Genomic DNA, 20,466 nt, shown 5'->3' with positions numbered 1-20,466 from the left:
TGTGATGATTTCGCCATAAGAGGATTGCCGAGTGGAACTGTCCGTGCTGGATCCGTGCCGCGATCCCGAGCCGCCCGGCTGGGAGGACTTCCGTGAGACCGAGGGCCTGACCGCCATCTGGTCCTACGACGTCCTCGCCGCCTCCTCCGAAGGGTCATGGGAGCGACCTCTGCTGACCGTGTTCCGGGACGATGAGCGAATCGTCGGCGCGGTCGGCGCCGTCTACGTCGGGCTGCGACGGCCGAGGGCCGATCGCCCCCCGCGCCCGCGCCGGGAGCCGATCCTCCTCGACGTCCGCCTGCCCGGTCACTCCAACAGGCCGACCTGGCACTTCGGCGCCGACGTGCCCGACGGCACCCGCCGAGACCTGCTCCGGAGGTTCGAGCGGGCGGCGAGGCGGCACCTCGGGCTGGGGCTCGCCGGCGTGCTCTACCGCATGGTGGACGAACCCCGGCTGTCCCTGGTGGCCCGCCGTGGCTCGATCACGCGAGACTCTCCCGGCACCACGTTCCTACGGCTGAACTGGTCCACGACAGAGGGCTGGATCAGCTCGCTCAGGAAGAAACGCAGAGCCTCACTGCGCCAGCAGATCGCCGCCATCGCCCAGGCCGACGATCTGGACGTGCGCGAGGGAAGGCAGCGCCGCGACCTTGATCCGGTGGAGCTGGCCGAGTTGAACCGCCTGCACACCGACCGGCTGGCCACCCGCTTCGACCCCCGTCACCCGCTGCCTCCCGCGTACTTCGACAGCCTGCTCCGGCGCGACGACGTGACCTTCATCTCCTATCACTCGGAGGAGCGGTTACTCGCCTTCGGGATCGTGTACGAGCATCCGAGCTCGCCGGTGAGCGGCCCCTGGGCTGCCCTGCGGCCCGAGGAGGGCGGCCGCAGGGACCTCTACTTCGACGTCCAAGCCCGCATCGTCCGGCGGGCGATCGCCGCGGGCGCCAAGCAGGTTTACTTCGGCAGGGGCAGAGTGGAGATCAAGAAGACCCTGGGTTTCGAGTACGTCCCGATGAAGCTCGTCGCCGTGCCCCGGTGGGTGATGGGATGAGCCTCACCCTGCGGACGTTCGACCCCCGCCACGACCCCGAACCCGACGGCTGGGAGCGCCTGCGCGCCGCCGCCGGCCAGAGCGTCACCTGGCGCTACGACCTGCTGCGCGCCTACGCCTGGGCCGCTCAGGCGCCGCTCCTGCTCACCGTGCTGAGCCGGGCGGGCACCCCGGTCGGCGCCGTGGCCGCCTCCCTGCGCGGCGTCCGGCCGCGCCGGGGCGCCTACGCCGACGGCCGCGACCCGGCCGGCCTGCTGGACGTGCACGCGCCCGCCAACCGCTCCCAGAAGGGGTGGTGGTTCACCGGCGACCCCACGCCGGGCGAGCGGCGGGAGCTGCTGAGCGGCTACCTGCGCGGCGTCCGCCGCGAACTCGGCCTCGGCTGGCGGGGCGTGGTGTGGCGGGAGGTCTCGCCCGGCGAGCCGGAACACCTGCCGGGCCGGGTCAAGGTCAGCCTGCCCACCGAGCCGCTGGCCAGGCTGGCCACCCCCTGGGCCGGCATCGAGGAGTGGTACGCCCTGCTCGACCGGGCCCGCCGGGACTCGCTCCGGCGGCGGGCCAGGAGCTTCGCCGCCGACCTGTCCATCCGGGTCGGGCCGGCCCGCGACCTGGTGGCTCCGGCCGAGGCGGCCGGCCTGCGCGCCAGGAACGACCTCAAGCACCGCAGCGCGCTCTTCCCGGTCGCCCCGCTGCCGCTGCCCTACCTCGAAGCCCTGGTCGGCGGCGAGGAGGTGGTGGCCATCGCCTACCGCGACGGCGGCGGGACCCTGCTCGGGCTCTCCCTGATCCTGGACCACCCCGCCTGGCCCATCTGCCTGAGCTGGGGGGCTCTGCTGCCCGAGGAGGGCGGCCGCAAGCACCTCTACTTCGACGGCTACGTCCGCATGGTCGAGTGGGCCATCGCCTCGGGCAAGACCGGGCTCGTCCTCGGCAAAGGGCAGGCGGAGTCCAAGCGCGCCCTCGGTGCCGACCTGGTCCCCTCCGCCGCCCTGGCCGTACCCCTCTGATCCGTGGACACCCTCATGACCTGCGTGCAATGCGGGCATCCGCATCCCGTGCCGATCAAACGGCCGCTGCGCCCGCTCCGCTACTCCTGCCGATCCTGCGGCGCCCTCTACCGGCCCTGCCCCGCCCTGCCCGAGCCGCCCGGCGCCGCGCCGCCCGCGCCGCCCGAGCGGGTGGCCGACGACCCGCTCGCGACGTACCTGCCGGGCAGGATGGTTCGCTGGGTACGGGAGGAAGCCGGCTCGGAACCGGTCCCCGAGGCGCCGGACCGGGCCACGCTGGCCGGCTGGTACAAGGACTTCGACGCGCTCACCGCCGCCGCCCGGACCTCGCCCGAGGCCCGCGCCAGGTTCGACCGGCTCAGCGAGATCCCGCTCGACCAACTGCCCGTCAAGCCGCCGGCGTTCTCCAAGGTGTGCGCGGCGCTGCATGCCACCTGCTACGACACCGGTCTGGCCGTCGCCAGGCTGGGCGGCCAGGACGAGCCGCTCGTCCTCGAACGCGTCACCCACCTGCGGCGCTGGCTCGCCACGGCGGGCCGGTCCACGACCTGGCCGGAGGCGCCCCAGGCCGCCGAACCCGCCCGCGAGGCGGTCGAAGGGCTGCTCACGCTGCCCGCCTCGTTCACCACCGAGCAGGTCAGGACCCTCTTCACGGCGCTGTTCGGGGTCGACAAGGGGCCGTCCCTCCCCGGCGTGCGTGACCGGTTCGGCGACGAGCGCATCCACCGGGCGCTGCTCACCTACCTGGAGACCGGCGACCGCCCGCTGCGCCGGCTGGTCCGCGACGAGCTGGACGCGCTGTGACCACGGACGCCGTGAGCGCGGACGCGGCGCACCGCATCGGCCCGCGCCGCCTGCTGACGCTGCTGGGCGGCCGCGCCACCTTCCGCCTCCTGCTGTACGTCTCGGCGGGCGTGCTGGTCGCCGCGTGGAGCCGGGAGGACTTCACCGTCTACGCCGCGGCCGTGGGCGCGGCCGGCTGGCTGGCCATGCTGGTCCAGTCGGGCCCGGAGAAGGCGGCTCTCACTCTCATCCCGCGCGCCCGCCGGACCCGCGAGCAGCTCATCGGCCCGCTGCGCGCGATCGTCGCGTACGTGCCGCCGCCCTTCGCCGCGGCCGGGGCCGTCGCGTTCGCGCTGGCGCCGGACTCGGCGGTCACGGTCTACCTGCTGGCGATCGCCTACTACATCAGCCTGGGCTGCGGCATGCTGGGCGTGGCCCTGCACCGCGCGCTCGGCGGCTACGGTCGCGACACGGTCCACTTCTCACTCCTCGGCCTGGGCATGATCGGCATGGCCGGGCTGGCGTTCACCGCCGGCATCGGGCCCGCCGGCTACCTGGTGGGGCTGGTGGCCCTCATGACCGTGCTGAACATCGCCCTGCTGCGCGGCCTGCCGCGCGGCTCCGGCGCCCGCCCGCGCCGGGCCGTGCGCCGGCTGCTGGCCGGCACGGTGGCGCTGATGGGCGCCGCCGACGTGATGGCCAACGCCATCGTGGGCACTCTCTTCGTGGAGCTGGCGCTCACCTCCCACGCCGGCCAGAGCGGCGACCTCTACCTGATGATCCTCGGCTGGGGATTCGCCACCTCCGTGGTCTACACCGTGCAGCGGATCTACCAGCCACGGCTCGCCCTGCGGATGGTCTCGCCGGACGCCCCCGAAGCCCGCGCCCTGGCCCGCCGCATAGCCGGCCTGGCGGTCTGGGGGAGCGCCCTCTGGCTGGTCCTGGCCGGCGTGGCGCTGGCCGGCGGCCTGGCCGGGACCCGGTCCCTGGTCGCGCTCGGCGTGCTGATGGCGACGCTGCTGCCCGCCAACGCGCTGGCCGGTTTCGGGATCTTCGTGCTGGAGAACGCCGGCGGCACCGGCCTGCGCGGCAGCGCGCGGGCCGTCGTACTGGCCTGGGCGGTGGTCGCCGCGCTGGGCGCGCTGGTGATCCCGCTCGCCGGCGCCGCCGGAGCCGTGTACGCGCTGGGAGCGCAAGGACTGGTGCTGGGACTCGCGCTGAGGAGACGGATATGACGACCGGGCTGACCGTTCTGGTGCCCTGCTTCAACGAGGGCGCGCAGGTCGAGGCCGCCTACCACGAGCTGGTCGCGGAGCTGAAGGAGATCGGCGAGCTGGAGATCCTCTTCGTCGACGACGGGAGCTCCGACGACTCCCTGGAGCGGATCCGCCGTCTGGCGGAGACGGACCCGCGGGTCCGCTACCTGTCCTTCACCCGCAACTTCGGCATCGACGCGGTCATGGCCGCCGGGTTCCGCTACGCGAGCCGGCCGTGGACGGTCCAGTGCGACGCCGACCTCCAGGTGCCGCCGGCGGAGATCTGGTCCCTGCTCGCCAAGGCCGCCGAGGGCTACGACGTGGTCTTCGGCGAGCGGCGCGGCCGGCGCGACCCGCTCGTCCGCCGGGCCGGCTCGGCGGGGCTGCACTGGGCGGCCCGGCGGATCTTCGGCATCGGCATGCCGCGTGGCGCCTCCACCTTCCGGCTGGTGCGCACCGGCCTGGCCCGTACGATCACCGACCTGCGGCTGCCCTGGTTCATCCCGGCGGTGCCCCTGGTCGGAGCCCGCTACACGGCCACCCCGGTCACGCACCGGCCCCGGACGGCCGGGCGGTCCAAACTCCGCCTGGCCAGGCTCGCGGCGCACTCCTTCGAGCTGTTCTTCGGCTTCTCCCTGCGGCCGCTCGTCGCGTTGTACACGGCCGGGGCGCTGGGCGGCGCGCTCGCGCTGCTGCTCTCGGCACTCGGCTACCTCGGGGTGGCGGGCGGCACGGCGCTGCCCGCGACCCAGCTTCTGCTCACGGGAGTGACCCTGGCGGCGCTGGCGGTGCTGGGCCGCTATCTCCACCGGCTGCTGCGCGAGTCGGACCGGCTGCGCACCTACTACGTCAGGGACGCCAACGTGCCGCTGCTGCCGGAGGACACGCTGACCGGCGGCCTGCCCACCCCGCCGCCCCCGACCCGGCCGGCTCCCGACCGTCTGTGACGGCATGGACGCCGCCCTCGCCGAACCGCCCACCGCCGTCGCCACGCGACACGAGGGCGCGGTCAGCCTGAAGGTCGAAGCCTGGAACGCCGAGGGCAACACCCTCAAGCAGACCAGCACCCGCCTGTTCGACCTGCGCTGACCTCGACGGACGACCGCCGGGTGGCGGGAACCTCCCCGCCACCCGGCATGAGAGGATCGGCACCGTGTCGCGAGATGTCCGGCGTCTGCTGATCGTGCACCACACCACCTCGCCCACGCTGTGGGAGCTCTTCGAGGCGGTGCGCGAGGGTGCCACCACCGACGAGGTCGAGGGCGTGGAGGTGGTCACGCGCGCGGCGCTGGCCGCCACCGCCGTCGACGTGTTCGAGGCCGACGGGATCATCCTGGGCACCCCGGCCAACATCGGCTACATGAGCGGCGCGCTCAAGCACTTCTTCGACACGATCTACTATCCCTGCCTGGAGGAGACCCGCCGCCTGCCGTACGCGCTGTACGTGCACGGCAACAACGACACCACCGGCGCCGTCCGCGCGGTGGAGTCGATCGCGACCGGCCTCGGCTGGGAGCGGGTCCAGCGGCCGGCGACGGTGACGGGCGCGCCCGGCAAGAACGACCTGGAGGCCTGCTGGGAACTCGGCGCCACCGTCGCCGCGACGATCGGCCCCGCGTGAGGAGAATCGCGGTGTCATATGCCGGACTACTCCCGGCGTTGTAGCCCGGTCAGTCGTTGATCCCGGTGGGGTAGCCACAGAAGACTCCGCCTGAGGGATGCCCCTCACCAGCGGCTGCACGACGATGTCAGATCATGAGAGCCCTACTCCGGTATGTCCAAGGGGCCGCGTTGCCGGCCACCGGCCTGCTCGCCGGCGCGCTGACGGTGACCTCGTTGCTGGTCACGGTGTTCGGCAACGTCCCCCTGCACCGGTATATCCGGCAGTGGGCCACCACCTCGGTCACGGACGGCTACATCGAGATCCTGCAGCGGTGGGAGACCTTTCACGCCATCCGCACCATGACCGCGCTGGCCGCTTTCGTCCTGATCGTCATCATCGCCGCCGCAGCCGGCCGCGGTGAACCCAGCCCGGATGCCGAAGGGGTGCTGAAGTGATGCGGAAGCGAAGAGTCTTCAAGATCGTCCGCTGGATCCTCGCTGTGCTGGTCGGGGTGCCGGCCGCGGGAATAGCCGGGCTTCTCCTCTGGGACGGCGGCATCGACACCGCGCCGCGCAGAGCGCTCCTGCCTGGTGTCCAGATCGATCTTCGGACTGCCACGACCCGGCGTGGACCGGTCGAGTACGACCTGTACGGCACGGAAGGCCCCGTGGTGTTGTCCGTTCACGCCGGGCTCGGCGGAGCCGATCAGGGACGCCTGTTCGCCAGTTGGCTGCAGAAGGACGGGTTCCGCATCCTGAGCCCCTCGCGGCCGGGTTACCTCGGCACACCGCTGGAGAGTGGCCGGACCCACGAGGAGCAGGCTGACCTGCTCGCCGCGCTGCTGGACGAGCTCGGCATCGACCGGGTCGGAGTTCTCGCGGTCTCGGCCGGGAGCCCGGTGGGCTACACCTTCGCCGCACGCCACCCGGACCGGGTCTGGGGATTGGTCTCCATCGGCGGGCTGAGCAAACCGCCGCCCGCCAAGGCAGGCTCGCCACTGCGTAGAGTGTTCATGAACACCGTCGGCGAGAAGCTCACCCTGCTGACGGCGAAGCTCTCGTTCGAGACGATCGTCGCGGCGACATTGGATGAGACCAGCACCTTCACGGAGCAGCAGCGGACGGAACGCGCCTCACACATCATGAACACGCCACACGCGCGGGTGTTCTTCGAGGCGATGTTCGATACCACGTTTCCCTACCGGAAGCGCTGGCCGGGGACCGACAACGACGCGGCGCAAGCCCGGAGTGGCAGTCTGCCTCTGGAGCAGATCGCGGCTCCGACATTGCTGATCCACGCCAGACAGGACGGCGATGTGCCTCTCGACCATGGGGAGTTCGCGGCCGGGCGGATACCCCATGCGGAACCGTACTGGATCGAGCACGACGACCACCTGGGCTTCTGGCTCAGCCCGAAGGCGAGCCAGTCACAAGCCGCGGCGAGAACGTTCCTCAGGCAGCACGCGCCGAGCACATGAGTGCCTCGGCCGGGCGAGCTCCAGGCGATGGACAACACTGTTACGTCCCCCACCCGGGCGGAGAGTGAGCTGGCCTGGCTGCAGCACTGCTACGCGCACGTCGCGCCCGGATGTCCGGCGGCGGAGGGGCGCTTGCCGTGGAGCAACGAACGGTAGCCCGCAAGGCTGTCACTGCCCTCGCCCCCGAGACCGTCGATGTTCGTGCCGTCGAGCACACCGGTCGACCAGGTGAGGATCTCCTCAGTGCTGCGGTAGTTGATCCGCAGGCGGCTGCTGCGTCCCGACACGGAGATCCCGAGGGAGGCGAGCGACACCCGTGAGTCATAGACCGCGTCAACCGCGTCGACAACGTGATGGCGACGGCCTTCAGGCCGGCACCCATCCGATTGGCGCGTCTCGCCTGAGCTTGGCCGCGGCGATCAGTTTCGGGATGGGTGTGCCCGCTGCCAGATGAGACGCCTGCCGATCGCTCCCGAGCGGCGCACTTCGGCCAGTGTGACGGCACTGATGGCCGGGACGAACCCTTCCTGTCTGGCAACGGCGATCCGGGCCACGATCTTGGCGTCATTCTCACCCAGGCGAGAGAACGGCTGCGCGTCCAGGACGAACAGGGGCGTGGGGAACGAAGCCTCGGCTCGCCTTACTCGCCGGACCATGCCCGCCGGGCGATGCCCGGGGCTCGCATGCGAGCCCCGGGCATCGTCACCAGCGTCAGCCCATGTGCGGGTAGCGGTGGTCGGTCGGCGGGACGAACGTTTCCTTGATCGTGCGGGCGTTGACCCAGCGGATCAGGTTGAAGATCGAGCCCGCCTTGTCGTTGGTGCCCGAGGCGCGGGCTCCGCCGAACGGCTGCTGGCCGACGACCGCGCCGGTCGGCTTGTCGTTGACGTAGAAGTTGCCCGCCGCGAAGCGCAGCCGCTCCGAGGCCGAGGCGATCGCGTAGCGGTCCTGGGCGATGACCGACCCGGTCAGCGCGTACGGCGAGACGCTCTCCATCTGGTCGAGCACCGCGTCGAAGTCGGCGTCGTCGTAGACGTGCACGCCCAGGAGCGGGCCGAAGTACTCCTTGACGAAGATCTCGTCCGTGGGGTCTGCGCACTCCATGATGGTCGGCTTCACGAAGTAGCCGGCGGAGTCGTCGTAGGAGCCGGTGATCAGGTCGATGCCGGACGTCTCGCGGGCCCGGTCGATGGCGGCCTTGTGCTTGGCGAAGGCCCGTTCGTCGATGACGGCGCCCATGAACGTCGACAGGTCGGCCGCCACGTCGCCCACGGTCAGCGACTCGACCATGCCGACGAAGTCGTCGCGCATCCGCGTCCAGAGCGAGCGCGGCACGTAGGCCCGCGACGCGGCCGAGCACTTCTGCCCCTGGTACTCGAAGGCGCCCCTGACCAGCGCGGTCGTCAGCACGCCCGGATCGGCCGACGGGTGCGCGAGCACGAAGTCCTTGCCGCCGGTCTCGCCGACGAGGCGCGGGTAGCCGTGGTAGGAGGCGATGTTCGCGCCGACCGTGCTCCACAGGTGCTGGAAGGTCGGGGTCGAGCCGGTGAAGTGGATGCCCGCCAGGGCCGGGTGGGTCAGGGCGACCTCGGAGACCGCCTGGCCGTTGCCGGTGACCATGTTGATCACCCCGGGCGGCAGGCCCGCCGCCTCCAGCAGCCGCATGGTGAAGTGCGCGGCGAACTGCTGAGTGGGCGAAGGCTTCCAGACAACGACATTCCCCATAAGGGCGGCGGATGTCGGCAAATTTCCGGCAATGGCGGTGAAGTTGAACGGCGTGATCGCCAGCACGAACCCTTCGAGCGGCCGGTACTCCATCCGGTTCCACACGCCGGGCGACGACACCGGCTGCTCGGCGTAGAGCTGACGGGCGTAGGCCACGTTGAACCGCAGGAAGTCGATCAGCTCACAGGCCGCGTCGATCTCCGCCTGCTGCGCCGACTTCGACTGCCCCAGCACGGTCGCCGCGTTGAGCGTCGCCCGCCACGGCCCGGACAGCAGGTCGGCCGCCTTGAGGAAGATCGCCGCCCGCTCGTCGAAGGAGAGCGCGCGCCAGTCGGGAGCGGCCCTCAGCGCGCTGGAGATGGCGTCACGCACGTCCTGAGCCGTGGCGTCGTTGGCACGCCCCAGGACGGCGGTCTTGTTGTGCGGCTGCACGACGTCGATCGGCGTGCCCCCGCCGAGCCGCTGCTCACCGCCGATCGTCATGGTCAGGTCGATCGACGACCCGGCCAGCTCCTTGATCCGGGCCTCCAGCGAGGCCCGCTCGGAGCTGCCGGGCGCGTAGCCGTACACACGCTCGTTCGCGGGCACCGGCACGTTGCTGATGGCGTCCATGTCACTTACCCCCAAGGGCACGAAGGAAGAAGGCGATGTTGGCGGGGCGCTCCGCCAGCCGCCGCATGAAGTAGCCGTACCAGTCGTCGCCGTAGGGGACGTAGACGCGGACCGTGTGGCCGGCCCCCGCCAGGGCCTCCTGCCGATCGGTGCGGATCCCGTACAGCATCTGGTACTCGTAGTCGCCGGGGGTCCGGCCGAAGCGGTCGGCGAGCAGTTCCGTGATCGAGATCATGCGGTCGTCGTGCGTCGCCACCATGGGATACCCCTTCCCCGCCATGAGGATCCGCAGGCATCGCACGTAGGCCTTGTCGACGTCCGTCTTGTTCTGGTGGGCGACCGCGGCGGGCTCCCGGTAGGCGCCCTTGACCAGTCGCACCCTGCTGCCCGCCGAGGACAGCTCACGGCAGTCGTCCTCGCTGCGGAACAGGTAGGCCTGGATGGCCACACCGGTCGACGGATGGTCGGCGCGCAGCTCACGCAGGATCTTGAGCGTCGAGTCGATGGTGGTGTGGTCCTCCATGTCGAGCGTGACGGTCGATCCGCCGGCCTCGGCCGCGGCGCAGATCCGCCGGGCGTGCTCGAGCGCCTTCCCCTCGTCGAACGCCTGCCCGACGGCCGACAGCTTCACCGACACCTCGGCGGCGCCCCCGAGGCGCAGCGGCCGCACCGCTTCCAGCAGCGTCACGTACGCCTGCGCCGTGGCCGCCGCGGCGTCCGCGTCGCGGGTCTCCTCGCCGAGATGATCCACGGTCACGGTCAGCTTCGCCTCGCGGAGCCGTACGACGGCGTCACGAGCCTCCTGGACCGTCTCACCGGCGACGAACCGGTCGACGACCTTGCGGGTGAGCGGGAACCCCGACACGGAACGCCGCACCAGCCCGCTCCGGGAAGCGGCAAGAAGAAGTTGACCGACCATGTCTCCAGCCTAAAACCGCAGGTCACCGAGCGGCCATCGACGTGCGTAACGCCGCGTGTGGCAGGCTGTCATACACATGGACAAATCGGCTGATCTGCAGGACACCGTCGATGAGATCGCCCGCCTGCTGGGGGCGTCCGCGACGCTGGAGGACCGCTCGTTCCGCCTGCTCACGTACGGAGCGCAGCATGGCGACATCGACACCGTGCGCCAGGAGTCGATCCTGCGCAGGCGCGCCACCCCGGAGGTTCGCGACTACTTCGAGCGCTACGGCATCGCCAGGGCCGGCACCCCCGTCCGCATCCCCGCCGACGCCGGTCTCAAGGTGCTGGCCAGGGTCTGCTGGCCGCTGCGCTACCGCGAGGTGACCTACGGCTATCTGTGGCTGCTCGACGCGGGCAGCCTCACCGACGAGGCGCTGCGCCGGGTGGAGCCGCTCGTCGCCAGAGCGGCCGCCGCGCTCGCCCAGGAGGCCCGCGGCCGCCAGGACCTGGGCCGCGGCCTGCGTACCCTGCTCTCCGCCGACCCCGAGGAACGCGCCGGCTCGTCGATCGAGATCGAGGGCCCGGTCGCCGCGATCGCCGTGCGCGAGTCCGAGGAACGCGTCGCCGCGCTCTGGACCCTCCCGCGCGGCGTGCTCGCCCAGCCCGGCTCACCGGTGGCGCTGCTCGTACCCACGCGCCTGGCCGGCGAGGTCGCCCAGACCACGCAGAGCGCGTACGGCACCGCGGCCGGCATCGGCGGCCCCAGGAACGACCCGGCCGACGCCTGGCAGAGCTGGCGGGAGGCCCGCCTGGCCCTGCGCGTGGCCGAGCACTTCCCCCGGTTCGCCTCCGTCGCCTGGTGGGAGGACCTCGGCGTGCACCGGCTGCTGGCCCGGCTCGGCCAGGCGGACCTGCGGGAGCTGGCCACCGAGGTCGCGGCGCTGGACCCCGGCCAGGCCCACACCGTCGAGACCTACCTCGACCTCGGTGGCCACGCCCAGAAGACCGCCGCCGAGCTCGGGATCCATCGCCAGACGCTCTACTACCGCCTCGGCAAGGCCGAACGCCTGCTGGGCCGCGACCTGTCCGACGGCGACGACCGCCTGACCGTCCACCTCGGTCTCAAGGCGGCCCGCCTGCGGCCCTCCGCTGGATAGCCGCCTCGGGCGGATCGCTCAGCTGAGGTGGCGCAGGGCGGCCTCGTCGCCGGGGCCGCCGCGCCCTGTCAGGCCCTTGGCGACCCGCTCGCGCAGCGCGGTGTCCCGGTGCCCGTCGTACTTGAACTTGCCGCGGATCTCCTCCACGGTCAGCTGCAGGCCCCTGATCCCCGACAGCAGCCGGGGCATCTGGGCCGGGTCGCCCGCGGCGGGGTCGAGATCCGCCAGTTGGTGGCGCAGGATCTCCAGCTTGCCGTCGTCGTCGGTGACGATCTCGGCGTGGCAGGTGAGCTGGACGGTGGAGTAGTAGGTGGTGGGAACGCCGAGCCTGGGATCGGTGCCCGGCTCGGCGCGCCACTCGCCCGGGATGTACGCCCACGGGCTCCCCACGGACAACAGCACCTTCGGGTTCTCCTCGATCGCCGCCCACACCGGGTTGGGCCTGGCCAGGTGGAGCAGCACGGTCAGGTCGCCGGCCAGCGCGAACTGCGTGGGCACCACCACCGGGACGTCCCGGCCGCGCCCGGCGGCGATCAGGTGCCCGAACAGGTTGTCGCGTACGAACGCGAGGGACCGTGCCTCGTCGCCGGCGTCCCAAGGATGGATCAGCATAGGCAGACGATAGGACCCGCGGCGCCGTCAGGCGCAGGCGGCCTCGTACACGCGGACGAGCTCCTGGCTGACGCGCTCCCACGAGTAGCGGGAACGGGCGCGGTCGGCGCCGGCGTAGCCGAGGGCGGTCCGCAGAGTCGGATCGGTCAGCAGCTCACGGGCCAGCCGGGCGGTGCGGGCGGGCCGGTCCGGCGGCACCAGCAGGCCGGTCACGCCGTCGATGACGGAGTCGAGGTGGGCCCCGACGGACGAGGCGATCACCGGCACGCCGCAGGCCATCGCCTCCAGCGCGACGATCCCGGTCGAGGCCTCGCGCGGCACGGACACCACCGCGTCGGCGCTGCGCATGAGCTTCGGCACCGCGGCTCGCTTGACCTGCCCGAGCAGGGTGACCCGGTCGGCCACGCCGAGCTGCTCGGCCAGGGCGCGCAGGCGGCGTACCTCCCTGTCGTCGTCGAGCTGGTCGGGGTCAGGTCCGCCGGCCAGCACGAGCTCGACGTCCGACAGTCCCTGCAGCGCGCGGACGATCGTGTGCGCGCCGCGGTCCGGCGAGAGGGGGCCCACGTGCAGCAGCCGCCTGCGGGTGCCGCGCGCGGCCGCCGCGCCCTGGCGGTGGAAGCGCTCGGTGTCGATGCCGTAGGGGACGATGGCGATGTTGTTGCGCGGGACGCCGAGCCTGATCAGCGCCGACTCCTGGTCACCGGATCCGGCGATGACGGCGTCGGCCCTGCGGCCGAGCGCCCGCTCCAGCTTGAGATGGGTGGGGTCCACGGTGTGGAAGGTCTGCGTCACGGGCACGTCCAGACCCTTGGCTCCGGCCACCGCGGCGAGCCCGCCGGTCCAGGAGTAGGCGTGGATCACGTCCGGCCGGTCCTGGCGCCAGCGCTTCATCAGGTGGGTGCCGACGTCGTTGAGGTAGGGGACGACGTCGTCGGCGGTGAGGCTGCGGGCCGGGCCCACGTCGATGTGCTCCAGCATGACCCCCGGGGCGACCCGCGTCCTGGGCTTGCCCTCGGCGCTGTCACGGCGGGAGTAGATGGTGACCTGGTGGTCGCGGCCCAGTTCGCGCGCCACGGAGTGAAGGTTGTGGCGCTTGTTGCCGGAGACGGAAGCGACGATCGCGATATTCATGGCACACCTCAGCGTGAAAAAAGCCTTCAAGGTGTGCCTGCGTCTTAGGCACGTCTGTCTGCTCCAAGACTTTACCCAAGAACCGGTCAGACGCAAACCCCGACAGATCAGACTTCTCGGTCAGACGCCCCGAAGTGCCAGGATGACGATCTCGTCCCACACCTGCCCGCCGGAGAAGGCGTGCCGGTCGGCCTCGATCGCCTTGACCACCGTGGCAGGCGCCTGACCTGTGCATCTGCCCAGCACGTCGGCCAGCCGCTCCTCGCCGTACGGCTCGCCCGTCTCGTTCCTGGAGGAGATCAGACCCTCGGAATAAAGGACCAGAGTCTCGCCCACACCGACGGTGAGATCCTCCACACCGGTCTCCGCCTCGGGCGAGATGCCCAGCGGCACCCCGCCGCCCGAGGCGAACCGCACCCCGCCGTCGGGATGCAGCAGCGCCGCCGGATGGTGGCCCGCCGACGACAGCCGGATCTTGCGCCCCTGTACGAACCCCGTGACCGCCATCACGAACATGCCGGTGCCCTGCTTGACCAGGGCCTCGTTGACCTTGCGCACCACCACGTCGGGGTCGGCGTCCCAAGCGCTGAGCACCCGCAGGCCGCCCCGCACCATCGCGCTGACCGACGCCGCATCCTCGCCCTTGCCCGCCGCGCCGCCCAGGGCGAACCCCCAGCCGCCCGTCACGGGGAACACGTCGTAGAACTCGGCGCCCACCGACGTGCCGGGGTTGTAGATCGCGCTCGCCTCGTAACCGGGCACATCCGGCAGGTTGCGTGGCGCGACGCTCGCCGTCAGCGCCTCCGCCGCCCGTGAGCGGCTCTGGAAGCTGCTCTGCGCGCGCACCGCGAGCCCGAGCTGCAGCCCGACCTCCTGGATGACGCCCAGGTCGGCCAGCGTGAACGGCGGCCGGTCGCCCGCCCTGACCAGCGTCAGCGCCCCGTCGTTCGAGCCGATCGGCACGCACAGCAGCGACCCGGCCCCCATCGCGGTCAGCAGCGGACCGTCGGCGCAGAAGCCCAGGATCGTCTCGTCGTCGATCATCTCCTGCACCACGCCGGAGCCACGTTCCAGCACCTGGGCCACCACCTGGCTCGCCGCCGGATCGGCGTCCTCCACCTGCCGCACCAGACCGCCCAGCGGATGGTTCTTGGGCGCGACCACGACCGCCCGGCGCGGCAGCCCCTCGCGCACCATGTCCGCGACCACCCAGTCGGCCCAGTCGGCCGCCAGCAGCCGCGTCGCCCTGGCCAGCGCGATCGGCTGCCTGAGCGCGTCCTCGTCGAGCAGCAGCGCGCCCATCCTGGCCAGCAGATCCTGGCGTTTCGAGGCCGCCATCAGCAGCGCGCCGTCGGACTGCTCCGGCCGCCCGGCGCCCGGACCGGACAGCTGCACCTCGGTCGGCAGCGCCACGGCGGCCACCATCTGCTGCGGCTCACCCGGCATCGTCAGCCGGGTCAGCGCCAGCTGCACGGTGTGGGTCCTGCCCTGGTGCGCCAGCCGGGTCTCGAACGCCGCCGGCTGCCCGGTCTGCAGCACCGACGTCAGGTGCGAGCGGAAGGCCGCCCGCCTCGACACGTCGACCAGCAGCGGGAAGGACCGGCCCACCAGGTAGCCGTCGGGACTGCCGAGCACCCGCGAGGTCTCCCCGTTGATGCGCCTGACCACCCCGCCGCCGTCGAGCACGATCACCGGCACCGGGAAGGCCTTGAAGACCTGGCGCAGCAGCTTGAGCTCCCGCTGCGGCCCCTCCTTCTTGCCGCCCGGCCGCCGGGTCGTCGCCTTGTGCAACTCCTCGCGGGCCGCGGCCAGCAGCTCGGCGGCGGTGTCGAGCTCGGCCAGCGCCGCGTCCAGGGTCGGGGCGAGGTCGGAAGGGTACGCCGTCCTCGCCTCACGCAACGAGGAGACGCGCACGGTGAGTGCGTCCAGGGCGTGCTCGAGGTCGGGCATGGTCATCCTCTGACGCTACGCCACGGGGGATAATGCTAGCTACTAAGGGGTAGGGGCACTTTGCTATGGAATCAACGGCAATGATGACATCTGGGTTGGCGCGGGATCTGGCGGCGCTGGGACGGCTCAACCAGGACACCTCCACCGAAAGTGTGCTCCGCGGCCTCACCACCGCCCTCGCGGCCGGCGTGCCGGGCTGCTCCGGAGGCTCGGCCGAGCATTGGCGAGACCACCGCGTGCTGGTCTCCGGCTCCCACAGCGAGCTGATCATGCTCGTCGAGGGAGAGCACGACCTCGGCGAGGGCCCTGGCATCGAAGCGCGGCAGACCGGCGGCCGCGTGGTCGTGACCGACGTGCTGACCGACGGCCGATGGCCAGGCTACGCCGCCCTCGCCACCCGCTGGAGCGTGCGCTCCGTGCTGGCCCTGCCCATCAAGGCGCGCCCCGCGCTGCTGGTCGTCGGCCTCTACTCCGTACGCCCCGGAGCCTTCACCCCGCTGGCCGCCCACGCGCTCACGGAGATGCTGACCGAGCAGGTCGGAGTGGCCATGGCCAACATGTCCGACTTCGAGGACGTTCGGACCGACGCGGCCCAGTTGCAGGAGGCCCTCGCCGGCCGGGCCGTGATCGACCAGGCCAAGGGCATCATCATGCAGACCAGCGGATGCACCGCCGAGGCCGCCTTCGAGGAACTGCGCCGGATCTCGCAGCATCACCAGGTCAAGGTGGCCGACCTGGCCCGGCTGCTGGTCGAGGAGCACCAGCGCAAGTCGCGCCGCTAGCCGCCGCCTGCTAGCCAATGGCGGCCAGAGCGTCGTCCAGCGTGTCGTAAAGCGGCAGCCGCTGGGCCAGCCCGGTGATCCACATCACCTTGGACTTCGAATACTCGACCCCCACCAGCGCGAACTTGGCTTTTGACGCCAGGCTGTTCTGCCACTGGTGGACGATCAGCCCCAGAGCCCGCGAATCCATGAAGGTCACCCCGGCCAGGTCCAGAATCAGGTCCGAGCCGGCCAGGGACAGGTAGTCGGCGAACTGCTCCCGCGTCGTCGCGTCGAGCACGCCGTCCACCTTGACCACAGTGATTTCGTCCACAGTCGACGAGCTGAGGCTCAGGGCGGCGACCGAGCCCTCACCGTTCTCCGGCATTGTCACGCAGGCAACCCTACTGTCACTGCGGTGGAGAGGAATACTTCCGCGCGACGGGGGGATAGACTGGGGCGAAGTCCAGCAGAGGGCTTTCGTCTCGTATTACCGCGAGGTGTGCCTCTGCCTGGGCTTTTCCCGTTTGGCCGAGGCGCTCCCGCGAAGCACGTTAAGAGGAGCAGCGATGGCTGTGCAGGAGTACGTCCTCGAAGAGATGACCGCCGAGCAACTCCTGGCCGAGATGGTCAGAGAAGGCACCCCCGACGGCCAGAGGGAACGGCTGCGCGAGCGAATCGTCGAGATGCACCGCCCCCTGGCCATGGAGATCGCCCGGCGCTACCGCTATCGCGGTGAGCCCATGGAAGACCTCCTCCAGGCGGCGTACGTCGGGCTCATGAAGGCCGTCAACGGCTTCGACCCCACACTCGGCCACGCGTTCAGGGGCTACGCTGTCGTCACGATGACCGGAGAGGTCAAGCGACACTTCCGTGACCGCACCTGGGCCATCCGGGTGCCGCGCCTCTACCAGGAGCGGCGCTCCGAGCTCAACAGACTCGTCGCCGACCTCAGCCAGGACCTGGGCCGTTCCCCCACTGTGGCGGAGCTCGCGGCCAAGATGAACATCTCCGAGGAGGACGTCCTGCTGACACTCGATGCGTCCGCGGCCTACAGCACGCTCTCACTCGACGCCCCCCTCGGCACCGACGACGACGCCGCCTCCCTGGGCGATGTCATCCCGGAGGACGACGACACCCTGAGCACCATGCTCGACCGCGAAGCGGTCAAACCGTTGATCGACGCTCTCCCGTCGCGCGAGAAGCACATCCTGCTGCTGCGGTTCTTCGGCAACATGACCCAGGCGGAGATCGCGGCCGAGTTCGGCATCTCGCAGATGCACGTATCGCGAATTCTGCGTAAGGTGCTGGACCAGCTACGCACAGAACTCGTCGGTTAGGGGCGGATCTCCGGGTGGACGAGGACCTTGATCCTCAAGTAACGGGCTCGACGAGCCCGCCACCCGGCGCGCCCGTGAAGATGCTCCGCTTCCGGCTGCCGGACCTGCCCCAGGTCCGGCACTTCGCCGAGACCGAGGCTCGCACGGCGGGTATGCCGGAGGAGGCCATCGGCGACTTCGTGATCGCCGTCAACGAGGTGGCCACCAACGCCGTCACCCACGGCACCACGGACGGCCGGGTACGCCTCTGGGTCGACGCCGGTGACGTCGTCGTCGAGGTGCACGACAAAGGCGAATGGAAGCCTGGGCCGATGCCCGGGTCGGTGGGGGGGATGGGGCTGTGGGTGGCTCGGCTGCTCGCCCTCGACCTCAACCTGCAGGTCGGGAGCAGCGGGAGCACGATCACCATGCGGTTCCCCGGTGAGTCCTGACCCCTTCGCCGGTGCCGCGTTCTCTGCTCGTTGGACGTGGCGCTGTACGACATGATGATGCCCGGCAGCCCGTGCTGGGGGTTCGCGCACGGGCTGCCGGGCATCGGCGTGGTCTACCGGCGGGTACGACCGCGCCAGCCGCCGCTGGAGTTGCGGACGCCGGCCGTACCTATGCCCGCCTGATGCAGCGCCAGCAGTGTCAGGCCGAGCAGCATGAACGTCGTGCCGGAGATGCCCGCCGCGATCCGCACGTTCAGCAGATCGAGCAGGAAGCCAAGTCCGAAGATGATGGCCGCAGCGATCGCGAGCATGTCACGTCACCTCTTCTCGGAGCCGGAGAACGACAGCAGCCGCTCGAGTACGTTCCGGTAGTCGCGCAGCGCCAGACGGAGCTGCTCGGTGTCTTCCTTGTCGGCGCCCTGCCAGCGGCCGCGCAGCTCGCCGGTGTGGCTGGTGAGAGCGGCCGTGAGGGACTCCACGATCTCGCCGACCAGCCCGTCGGCGCGCTGGACCGCGTCTCCGGGATCGTCCACGAAGGACGCCTGCACGTCACGCCAGCGGGCCTGCACCTCGGCCGGGTCCTGGTCGAACAGGATCACCTCCTGAGGGGCGGCGTGGGTGGGCGTACCGCCCATCACGGGCTCGTCGTGCGCCTGGTCCACCACGGGCTCGCCGTAGACCGGCTGCTGGTCAACCACCGGGTCCGCGTGTACGCGGGTCTGCTCGTGGTCGGGGTCCAGGTCCGGCTCGGCCGGCGTGTCACCGGTCCTGCCGTAGGGGTCACGGTAAGAGGTGTCCTCGTCCGCGTCGTTCACCGGCACGTGCTCGTCGTTCGGGTCGCCGTCCCGCAGATCGTCGTCATTCGCCCGTACATCGTGATCGTTCGGTTCGATCACTCGAAGGTCGTCGTTCGCCCGTACGTCGTGGTCGTTCGCGGGGGAGTGGGGGTCACGAGCGTTGTCGTCGTCGGCCTCATCGGCTCGTTGCGACGGCACTCTCAATTCGTCGGTCATTATCGCTTCACCGTCCTCGCGTGGTTTCGGTCAGCAGTTCCTCGAAGAGCGCGCGATAGTGGACCATCGCCTGGCGGAGCTCCTCCGTGGAGGCCTCCTTACGGGCCGCACGCCCGCTGATCTCGTGCGCCTTGCGGTAGTGGTCGAGGGTGGCCGCGTGGCCGACGGACAAGTCGGAAACCCGCTGCTCGAAGTCCTCCGTCGGGTAGCCCCGGTCCGCCATGACCGACGTGACCAGCTGGTCCGCCTCGGTCACCGCGAACCCGGGAGCGTCGACGAAGCGCTCCTGCACCTCGGTCCACCGGTGCGCGTAGCTGTCGCGCGACTCCTCCGGCAGGGGCCGGATGTCGAGCTCCGAATGGCGCTGCTCGCGGGCGAGCAGTTCCTGCTCGGCCTCCCGCTTGTTGTCGTGCTCGGCCATCAGCCGTTCGTACTCGGGGCCGAAACGTGTGCGGAGCCGGCTACGGCGCTGTTGCTGCAGCACCACGTAACCGACTGCGGCGACCGCCACCACCGCGACCACGACGACGGCCACCCAGATCAAGGTGGACATGATGTTCGCCTCCGGTCTTCGTGTAGAGACCAGCGACTGCCCCTGATCGGACTCTCGAAACGCTGCGTCAGCGGCCTTCCAGCGCTTTTCGGGCCGCCGCGAGCACGCCGGCGACGTGCGAGTCACCAGGTGAGGCCGGAACCTCCCGGAACCCTTCCGCCTGGTCGTAATCCACGTCGAGACCGGCGTCGACGAGCCGCTGCGCCCACCGCAGAGCCGTGTTCAGCCGCTCGGAGGCGGGCGGCTTGCCCTGGGCGGCCGCCGACAGGTTGCGCAGATTGGTCGCCGGCCCCGACTGCGTGTGCGCCCTGGCCACCTTCCACGGCACCGCCCGGCTGTGGTCGAGCATCGGCTTGGCCAGCCCGGCCGCCCGCTTCGCCTGCAGCACCCCCGACTCGCTCACCCCGAAGCGCGCGGCCAGCTCCTGCACGGTCAGCCCCTCGGCGACGAGCCTGGTCAGCTCGTCCCGATCGATCGTCGGCCTGCGGCCCACCGGCCCTCCTCGCTCCCGCCCGCTGAGTACGCGTGCACCTTCGATGTGCGCTAAGGTTATGACGTCTCGCCCGCAAGGGCGGTCAGCACGACCGGGACGTAGCGCAGCTTGGTAGCGCACTTGACTGGGGGTCAAGGGGTCGCAGGTTCAAATCCTGTCGTCCCGACTGCGTTTTCGCAGGTCGGAGCCACAGTATCCGAGATCGGATGCTGTGGCTTTTTTTCTTGTGTCACCCAGGTGTCATCAAGACTCGTCCTCCCGCTGGGTGCCGTCGGGTGACACAAGTCGGCCCAGCGTGTCACCGCATCCGCTGGTATGAGGTGCCCAGCAGATTTCGGACAGTCAGCTACATAAGCTGACAGAAGTCTGGAAGAGGTAGGTACGTGACGAGGCGTCGCAGGCAGTTCTCGCGGGAGTTCAAGGAAGAAGCCATCCGCATGGTGCTGGAGGGCGATCGAACGGTCGCGTCGGTGGCGCGCGAGTTCGACATCAACGCCAGCACCCTGGGCGGCTGGGTGAACCGGCATCGGATCGCCAGCGCGCAGGAGGAGCGGCAGCCGGTCTCCGGGCCGGACCGGGCCCGGATCCGGGAGCTGGAGCGGGAG

Annotated in this window: 25 protein-coding genes and 1 tRNA gene; 15 read left to right on the top strand and 11 right to left on the bottom strand. The window is 70.9% G+C overall.

Going from position 1 to position 20,466, the window contains the following annotated elements; translation table 11 throughout:
• Window positions 1-31: 31 nt before the first annotated feature.
• The 9 genes from AB0I38_RS12150 to AB0I38_RS12110 all read left to right on the top strand — a co-directional run bounded on the left by AB0I38_RS12150 (window position 32) and on the right by AB0I38_RS12110 (window position 7,180).
• Window positions 32-1,054: a GNAT family N-acetyltransferase gene (locus tag AB0I38_RS12150; protein ID WP_358466014.1), complete on the top strand. Its 1,023-nt coding sequence runs from the start codon at window positions 32-34 to the stop codon at window positions 1,052-1,054.
• Entirely contained in the window at window positions 1,051-2,061 is a 1,011-nt protein-coding gene (locus tag AB0I38_RS12145; RefSeq protein WP_358466012.1) for a hypothetical protein, read from the top strand. Before AB0I38_RS12150 ends, AB0I38_RS12145 begins: the two co-directional genes overlap by 4 nt.
• A 15-nt stretch (window positions 2,062-2,076) precedes the next feature.
• Window positions 2,077-2,865 carry a hypothetical protein gene (locus tag AB0I38_RS12140; RefSeq protein ID WP_358466010.1) on the top strand — a complete coding sequence of 263 codons (789 nt, stop codon included), beginning with the start codon at window positions 2,077-2,079 and terminating at the stop codon, window positions 2,863-2,865.
• Window positions 2,862-4,079: a hypothetical protein gene (locus tag AB0I38_RS12135; protein WP_358466008.1), complete on the top strand. Its 1,218-nt coding sequence runs from the start codon at window positions 2,862-2,864 to the stop codon at window positions 4,077-4,079. The genes AB0I38_RS12140 and AB0I38_RS12135 overlap by 4 nt, the downstream gene beginning before the upstream one ends.
• Complete coding sequence (locus AB0I38_RS12130) at window positions 4,076-5,047, top strand: glycosyltransferase family 2 protein (RefSeq protein ID WP_358466006.1); 972 nt, start codon at window positions 4,076-4,078, stop codon at window positions 5,045-5,047. Before AB0I38_RS12135 ends, AB0I38_RS12130 begins: the two co-directional genes overlap by 4 nt.
• 4 nt (window positions 5,048-5,051) lie before the next feature.
• Window positions 5,052-5,189: a hypothetical protein gene (locus tag AB0I38_RS12125; protein ID WP_358466004.1), complete on the top strand. Its 138-nt coding sequence runs from the start codon at window positions 5,052-5,054 to the stop codon at window positions 5,187-5,189.
• Between the two features lie 64 nt (window positions 5,190-5,253).
• Window positions 5,254-5,721: a flavodoxin family protein gene (locus tag AB0I38_RS12120; RefSeq protein WP_358466002.1), complete on the top strand. Its 468-nt coding sequence runs from the start codon at window positions 5,254-5,256 to the stop codon at window positions 5,719-5,721.
• A gap of 170 nt (window positions 5,722-5,891) precedes the next feature.
• Complete coding sequence (locus AB0I38_RS12115) at window positions 5,892-6,158, top strand: DUF1772 domain-containing protein (RefSeq protein ID WP_358466000.1); 267 nt, start codon at window positions 5,892-5,894, stop codon at window positions 6,156-6,158.
• Between the two features lie 44 nt (window positions 6,159-6,202).
• Window positions 6,203-7,180, top strand: a complete 978-nt coding sequence (locus tag AB0I38_RS12110; RefSeq protein WP_358465998.1) for an alpha/beta fold hydrolase — start codon at window positions 6,203-6,205, stop codon at window positions 7,178-7,180.
• An 89-nt stretch (window positions 7,181-7,269) separates the two neighbouring features.
• Here the strand turns inward: AB0I38_RS12110 and AB0I38_RS12105 are convergent, their stop codons facing one another.
• The 3 genes from AB0I38_RS12105 to AB0I38_RS12095 all read right to left on the bottom strand — a co-directional run bounded on the left by AB0I38_RS12105 (window position 7,270) and on the right by AB0I38_RS12095 (window position 10,436).
• A complete protein-coding gene (locus AB0I38_RS12105) occupies window positions 7,270-7,494 on the bottom strand; it encodes a hypothetical protein (RefSeq protein WP_358465996.1) in 225 nt (74 codons plus the stop codon).
• Window positions 7,495-7,891: 397 nt separating this feature from the next.
• The gene (pruA, locus tag AB0I38_RS12100) at window positions 7,892-9,517 is read right to left on the bottom strand and encodes an L-glutamate gamma-semialdehyde dehydrogenase (RefSeq protein WP_358465994.1); all 1,626 of its coding nucleotides are present in this window, start codon (window positions 9,515-9,517) and stop codon (window positions 7,892-7,894) included.
• Window position 9,518: 1 nt separating this feature from the next.
• Window positions 9,519-10,436, bottom strand: a complete 918-nt coding sequence (locus AB0I38_RS12095) for a proline dehydrogenase family protein (protein ID WP_358465992.1) — start codon at window positions 10,434-10,436, stop codon at window positions 9,519-9,521.
• A 76-nt stretch (window positions 10,437-10,512) separates the two neighbouring features.
• Here AB0I38_RS12095 and AB0I38_RS12090 point away from each other — a divergent pair, with 76 nt between their 5' ends.
• On the top strand, window positions 10,513-11,577 hold the full coding sequence (locus AB0I38_RS12090) for a PucR family transcriptional regulator (protein ID WP_358465990.1): 1,065 nt from the start codon (window positions 10,513-10,515) through the stop codon (window positions 11,575-11,577).
• 18 nt (window positions 11,578-11,595) lie between these two features.
• On the opposite strand, the gene AB0I38_RS12085 is transcribed toward AB0I38_RS12090, so the two are convergent.
• The 3 genes from AB0I38_RS12085 to AB0I38_RS12075 form a co-directional block, all read right to left on the bottom strand.
• Window positions 11,596-12,189 (bottom strand): FMN-binding negative transcriptional regulator, encoded by a 594-nt coding sequence (locus AB0I38_RS12085; RefSeq protein ID WP_358465988.1) that lies wholly within the window; start codon window positions 12,187-12,189, stop codon window positions 11,596-11,598.
• Between the two features lie 27 nt (window positions 12,190-12,216).
• Window positions 12,217-13,320, bottom strand: a complete 1,104-nt coding sequence (locus AB0I38_RS12080) for a glycosyltransferase (protein WP_358465986.1) — start codon at window positions 13,318-13,320, stop codon at window positions 12,217-12,219.
• A 120-nt stretch (window positions 13,321-13,440) separates the two neighbouring features.
• Entirely contained in the window at window positions 13,441-15,276 is a 1,836-nt protein-coding gene (locus AB0I38_RS12075; RefSeq protein ID WP_358465984.1) for a SpoIIE family protein phosphatase, read from the bottom strand.
• 89 nt (window positions 15,277-15,365) lie between these two features.
• Here AB0I38_RS12075 and AB0I38_RS12070 point away from each other — a divergent pair, with 89 nt between their 5' ends.
• Entirely contained in the window at window positions 15,366-16,052 is a 687-nt protein-coding gene (locus tag AB0I38_RS12070; RefSeq protein ID WP_358465982.1) for a GAF and ANTAR domain-containing protein, read from the top strand.
• A 10-nt stretch (window positions 16,053-16,062) separates the two neighbouring features.
• Here AB0I38_RS12070 and AB0I38_RS12065 read toward each other — a convergent pair whose 3' ends face one another.
• Window positions 16,063-16,419, bottom strand: coding sequence for an STAS domain-containing protein (locus AB0I38_RS12065; protein ID WP_358466524.1), 357 nt, complete (start codon window positions 16,417-16,419; stop codon window positions 16,063-16,065).
• A 181-nt stretch (window positions 16,420-16,600) separates the two neighbouring features.
• Here AB0I38_RS12065 and AB0I38_RS12060 point away from each other — a divergent pair, with 181 nt between their 5' ends.
• Window positions 16,601-17,371 carry a SigB/SigF/SigG family RNA polymerase sigma factor gene (locus AB0I38_RS12060; protein WP_358465980.1) on the top strand — a complete coding sequence of 257 codons (771 nt, stop codon included), beginning with the start codon at window positions 16,601-16,603 and terminating at the stop codon, window positions 17,369-17,371.
• 80 nt (window positions 17,372-17,451) lie between these two features.
• Window positions 17,452-17,802 (top strand): ATP-binding protein, encoded by a 351-nt coding sequence (locus AB0I38_RS12055; protein WP_358466522.1) that lies wholly within the window; start codon window positions 17,452-17,454, stop codon window positions 17,800-17,802.
• Between the two features lie 113 nt (window positions 17,803-17,915).
• On the opposite strand, the gene AB0I38_RS12050 is transcribed toward AB0I38_RS12055, so the two are convergent.
• The 4 genes from AB0I38_RS12050 to AB0I38_RS12035 form a co-directional block, all read right to left on the bottom strand.
• Window positions 17,916-18,113: a hypothetical protein gene (locus AB0I38_RS12050; protein WP_358465978.1), complete on the bottom strand. Its 198-nt coding sequence runs from the start codon at window positions 18,111-18,113 to the stop codon at window positions 17,916-17,918.
• A 6-nt stretch (window positions 18,114-18,119) separates the two neighbouring features.
• Window positions 18,120-18,815, bottom strand: a complete 696-nt coding sequence (locus AB0I38_RS12045; RefSeq protein WP_358465976.1) for a hypothetical protein — start codon at window positions 18,813-18,815, stop codon at window positions 18,120-18,122.
• A gap of 7 nt (window positions 18,816-18,822) precedes the next feature.
• Window positions 18,823-19,368, bottom strand: coding sequence for a hypothetical protein (locus tag AB0I38_RS12040; RefSeq protein ID WP_358465974.1), 546 nt, complete (start codon window positions 19,366-19,368; stop codon window positions 18,823-18,825).
• Window positions 19,369-19,435: 67 nt separating this feature from the next.
• Window positions 19,436-19,861, bottom strand: coding sequence for a hypothetical protein (locus AB0I38_RS12035; RefSeq protein ID WP_358465972.1), 426 nt, complete (start codon window positions 19,859-19,861; stop codon window positions 19,436-19,438).
• 92 nt (window positions 19,862-19,953) lie between these two features.
• On the opposite strand from AB0I38_RS12035, the gene AB0I38_RS12030 reads away from it, so the two are divergent.
• Together AB0I38_RS12030 and AB0I38_RS12025 are read left to right on the top strand one after the other, a co-directional pair.
• A tRNA-Pro gene (locus tag AB0I38_RS12030) sits at window positions 19,954-20,027 on the top strand.
• A 217-nt stretch (window positions 20,028-20,244) separates the two neighbouring features.
• A partial coding sequence (locus tag AB0I38_RS12025) for a transposase (RefSeq protein ID WP_358465970.1) occupies window positions 20,245-20,466 on the top strand: 222 nt, incomplete at its 3' end.

Source organism: Nonomuraea cavernae (assembly GCF_040655715.1).
GTDB classification, from domain to species: Bacteria; Actinomycetota; Actinomycetes; order Streptosporangiales; family Streptosporangiaceae; genus Nonomuraea; species Nonomuraea cavernae_A.
The sequence above is the reverse complement of the archived record's forward strand: the minus strand, read 5'-3'. Positions and strand labels throughout refer to the sequence as shown.

Excerpts from the sequence above, each read along its gene's own strand:
- AB0I38_RS12080 (WP_358465986.1), bottom strand. The coding sequence starts at position 13,320 with ATGAATATCGCGATCGTCGCTTCCGTCTCCGGCAACAAGCGCCACAAC.
- AB0I38_RS12045 (WP_358465976.1), bottom strand. The coding sequence starts at position 18,815 with ATGACCGACGAATTGAGAGTGCCGTCGCAACGAGCCGATGAGGCCGAC.
- AB0I38_RS12040 (WP_358465974.1), bottom strand. The coding sequence starts at position 19,368 with ATGTCCACCTTGATCTGGGTGGCCGTCGTCGTGGTCGCGGTGGTGGCG.
- AB0I38_RS12125 (WP_358466004.1), top strand. The coding sequence starts at position 5,052 with ATGGACGCCGCCCTCGCCGAACCGCCCACCGCCGTCGCCACGCGACAC.
- AB0I38_RS12145 (WP_358466012.1), top strand. The coding sequence starts at position 1,051 with ATGAGCCTCACCCTGCGGACGTTCGACCCCCGCCACGACCCCGAACCC.
- AB0I38_RS12095 (WP_358465992.1), bottom strand. The coding sequence starts at position 10,436 with ATGGTCGGTCAACTTCTTCTTGCCGCTTCCCGGAGCGGGCTGGTGCGG.
- AB0I38_RS12085 (WP_358465988.1), bottom strand. The coding sequence starts at position 12,189 with ATGCTGATCCATCCTTGGGACGCCGGCGACGAGGCACGGTCCCTCGCG.
- AB0I38_RS12075 (WP_358465984.1), bottom strand. The coding sequence starts at position 15,276 with ATGACCATGCCCGACCTCGAGCACGCCCTGGACGCACTCACCGTGCGC.
- AB0I38_RS12065 (WP_358466524.1), bottom strand. The coding sequence starts at position 16,419 with ATGCCGGAGAACGGTGAGGGCTCGGTCGCCGCCCTGAGCCTCAGCTCG.
- AB0I38_RS12130 (WP_358466006.1), top strand. The coding sequence starts at position 4,076 with ATGACGACCGGGCTGACCGTTCTGGTGCCCTGCTTCAACGAGGGCGCG.
- AB0I38_RS12060 (WP_358465980.1), top strand. The coding sequence starts at position 16,601 with ATGGCTGTGCAGGAGTACGTCCTCGAAGAGATGACCGCCGAGCAACTC.
- AB0I38_RS12090 (WP_358465990.1), top strand. The coding sequence starts at position 10,513 with ATGGACAAATCGGCTGATCTGCAGGACACCGTCGATGAGATCGCCCGC.
- pruA (WP_358465994.1), bottom strand. The coding sequence starts at position 9,517 with ATGGACGCCATCAGCAACGTGCCGGTGCCCGCGAACGAGCGTGTGTAC.
- AB0I38_RS12140 (WP_358466010.1), top strand. The coding sequence starts at position 2,077 with ATGACCTGCGTGCAATGCGGGCATCCGCATCCCGTGCCGATCAAACGG.
- AB0I38_RS12055 (WP_358466522.1), top strand. The coding sequence starts at position 17,452 with ATGCTCCGCTTCCGGCTGCCGGACCTGCCCCAGGTCCGGCACTTCGCC.
- AB0I38_RS12050 (WP_358465978.1), bottom strand. The coding sequence starts at position 18,113 with ATGCTCGCGATCGCTGCGGCCATCATCTTCGGACTTGGCTTCCTGCTC.